Annotated in this window: 3 protein-coding genes and 1 pseudogene; 1 reads left to right on the top strand and 3 read right to left on the bottom strand. The window is 75.0% G+C overall.

From position 1 onward, the window contains the following. Window positions 1-127: 127 nt before the first annotated feature. The 3 genes from ACFV2S_RS01705 to ACFV2S_RS01695 form a co-directional block, all read right to left on the bottom strand. Entirely contained in the window at window positions 128-616 is a 489-nt protein-coding gene (locus tag ACFV2S_RS01705; protein WP_123458358.1) for a carboxymuconolactone decarboxylase family protein, read from the bottom strand. Further along, entirely contained in the window at window positions 613-1,692 is a 1,080-nt protein-coding gene (locus tag ACFV2S_RS01700) for a dihydrodipicolinate reductase (RefSeq protein ID WP_385553224.1), read from the bottom strand. Before ACFV2S_RS01700 ends, ACFV2S_RS01705 begins: the two co-directional genes overlap by 4 nt. An 80-nt stretch (window positions 1,693-1,772) precedes the next feature. After that, complete coding sequence (locus ACFV2S_RS01695) at window positions 1,773-2,213, bottom strand: GNAT family N-acetyltransferase (protein ID WP_385553222.1); 441 nt, start codon at window positions 2,211-2,213, stop codon at window positions 1,773-1,775. A gap of 153 nt (window positions 2,214-2,366) precedes the next feature. Here ACFV2S_RS01695 and ACFV2S_RS01690 point away from each other — a divergent pair. Continuing rightward, a pseudogene (locus ACFV2S_RS01690) lies at window positions 2,367-3,158 on the top strand (hypothetical protein); the annotation flags it as partial. Between the last annotated feature and the right edge of the window lie 138 nt (window positions 3,159-3,296).

Below are 3,296 nucleotides of genomic sequence, written 5' to 3'. Positions count from 1 at the left end.
ACCCCGTCCGACCCCACCCCCCCCCGCCCCTACCGAACACGCGAGCCGATCGCCGCCGGGTATTAGTCACGCCCCCCCGGCGTCGCGGGGGCGGGCGGCCACCCCGCCCGCCCCCTCTTCGCGCGCCTCAGTGCGTCGGCAGCACGCACACCGTGTCGAGCCCGAGCACCCGGTTCAGCCGCCCGAACGCCAGCCACGACCCCAGGCTCATCGTCAGCTCCACGATCTCCGCCTGGCTGTAGCGCGCCGTCATCCGCGCCCAGAACTCCTCGTCGAGGCCGTGGTGGTCGAGCGCGTACCGCTCCGCGTACTCGGCCGCGAGCCGCGTCCGCTCGTCGAAGGCCTCCGAGACCTCCGTCTCCCGCCACGCCGCGACGAGCTCGTCGAACCCCTCCTCGACCTTCACCCCGTCCCGGTCCGTGCGCCAGTCCAGGCAGAAGCCGCAGCCGTTGATCTGCGCGATCCTCAGCCGGGCCGCCTCGAACTCGCGCAGCCCCAGGGTGGTGTGCGCGTACACCGACAGCGAGAAGTTCGCCGCCGCCGTCCCGATCTCCGGGACCATGTCGCCCCACACGTACCCGATCGGCTCCTGCCCCTCGGGAATGTCGATGATCACGATGCTCTCCCTCCCAGCTTCCCGACCGCCGGCCGCAGCGGCACGTCCAGCGCGTCGTACAGTCCCGGCTCCGCCGCCGCCAGCCACTCGATCGCCCCGACGAGCCGTCCCACCGCCGTGGCGTTCCCTCCCGCCGACCGGTTCTCGCCCTCGTCGGTCGCCGCCACCGTCACCTCGATGCGGGGCGTGCCCTCGACGACCACGCGGTGCGCGCCCACCCCGTCCGGCGGCACCGGCCAGTCCGGCGCGCACGAGGGATGGATCCGGGTGACGTGCTCGATCACGATGCGGGGCTCCCCGCCCACGATCCCCTGCACCTCGAAGCGGACCGCGCCCTGCGTCCCCGCCTCGAAGACGCCCATCGTGCGCGTCTTCACCGTGGTCTCCAGCGGGCGCCGCTCCAGCGTCTCCCGGATCTCGTCGAGCTCGGCGCCGAGCGCGCGGGCCATCAGGCGTATCTGCCCGCCCCAGATCATGGTCGGCACCGAGGGCCACAGCATCGGCGGGTCGTAGTCCAGGGGCTTGCCCATGCCGACCAGTTCCCGGACCGACTCCTCCTGCTCGTACGTGGAGTAGTCGAAGATCTCCTGGCAGCGGATCACGTCCACCGTGGCGGCGAGCCCGCTCACCAGGAGCGGCAGCACGTCGTTGCCCCAGCCCGGGTCGACGCCCGACACGAAGAGCGAACCGCCCCCCTCGGCCACCGCCGCGAGCACCGGATCCCGGAACTCGGGCGGCGCGTTGCGCTGGTCGTAGAGCGGATACAGGGCGGGTGTCACCACCACCGCGCCCGCCGCCACCGCCCGGGCCACGTCGGCGAGCGCCCCGTCGGGCCGGGTGTCGCCGGAGGCCGCGTACACCACGGCCCCCGGCCGCCCGTCCAGCACGGCGCCGACGTCGTCGACGGCCGCCACTCCGAGATCGCGTCCGAGCCCCGCGAGCCGGCCCGCGTCACGGCCCACCTTGGCCGGGTCGGACACGAGCACGGCCGCGAGCTCCAGCCCCGGATGGGCGTCCACGGCGCGAATGGCCGCGCGCCCGACATTTCCGGTACCCCACACCACCGTCCGAATCATGCGCGGAGGGTAGCGCCGGGCGCCGGAGGTTCCCAGACCCGCGACACCATTTCCTGACGGTGTGTCAGGAGTGGTGTCCGTCAGGCCAGCCGCAGCGCCACGAACGGAATCGTGTCACCCGGCAGCACGTACCGCTCCACCTCCGTGAACCCGCGCGCGAGCGCGAACCGCAGCCCCTCCTCGTTCGAGGCGAGCACCACCGTCTCCACGCCCTCGTCGCTCAGCGTCCGCGCGTGCGCCAGGCCCCGCTCGTACAGTGCGGTCCCGAACCCCCGGCCCCGGTACCCGGGCAGCGTCCGCGCGATGACGGTCGCCGCAGGGGTCTCCCCGTCCGGCGGGCGCACCGTCGAGCACCCCACCGCCACGTCCCCGAGATAGGCGACGTCCAGCCGGTTCCGGCCCGCGCGCTCCCGCACGTCCTCGGCGGAGAGCACCGCCGTGGGGATGATCGTGTTGTGCACGGCCCGCCAGTCGGCGAGCTGCTCCTCGGTCCGCGCCCGTTCGATACGAAGATCACTCATTCCCGCAGGAAAGCCTGCCCGGTCCGCCGGGTCAACCTCTTTCCGCCCAGGGAAACGCGTCCGTACGGGTGAGGGCCGGGGTGCGGGGGCAGCAGCGCGCGCCGAACGGGTACGGATCGCCTGCACTGCCCCCGGCCAGGAGGATGCCGTCCCATGCCCGTCCGCAAGGGCGCCACCGCGCTGCTGAGCACCGGCACACTGTGCGCGGCCCTGTTGCTCACCGGCTGCGCGAGCCCCATCGCCCCCGCACCCGCCGCACCCACCCCCACGCACGCACCCGTCCCGGGTGCCGGGCGCCCCGCCCCGGCCCCGCCGGCCGCGGGCGCCAACGACCTCGCCTCCGCCCCGGTCCCCGCACCACGGATCCCCGGCCTCGGCCCCGCCACCCAGGCCCTCCTGCCCGACGGCACCGCCCAGGCCCTCGTCGTCACCGGTGCCACCGCCGAATCCAGCAAGGCCACCGCCACCCTCTACCGGCGCGACCCGTCCGGCCACTGGACCGCGGCCGCGGGACCCTGGCCCGCGCACAACGCCCTGGAGGGCTGGACCGACGACCACACCGCCGGCGACCTGCGCACCCCCATCGGGGTCTTCGGCCTCGGCGACGCGGGCGGCCTGCTGCCCGACCCCGGCTCCCGGCTCCCGTACGACGAGGACGAGGCCTTCGCCATCAGCGGCACCGGCCTCTCCGGCGAACCCCTCGAAGGCTCCTTCGACCATGTGATCGCCATCGACTACAACCGGGTGCCCGGCCGCACCCCGCTCGACAGGGAACGCCCCCTCGGCGAGGAGAAGGGCGGCGGCGTCTGGATCCACGTCGACCACGGCGGACCCACGCAGGCCTGCATCGCCCTGGACCGGGAGTCGCTGCGCACGCTGCTGCGCGCCCTCGACCCGGCCGCCGAACCCGTCGTCGTCATGGGTCCGGTGGGAGTGCTGAGGCGGGGGGCGGCCCCCGCGGGGCCGGGGGGGCGGTTTCCCCGGCCGCGCCGGGGAGACCAGCGGGGGGCCGCGCGGGGTGACCGGGGGCGGGGGGGGGGGGGATACGGCCGGGCGCAACCGCCCCCCCCCGCCCCCCCCACC

This window comes from Streptomyces sp. NPDC059695, from assembly GCF_042733785.1.
Classification (GTDB): Bacteria; Actinomycetota; Actinomycetes; order Streptomycetales; family Streptomycetaceae; genus Streptomyces.
Note: the sequence above shows the minus strand (reverse complement) of the source record. Positions and strands in the feature narration are given on the sequence as shown.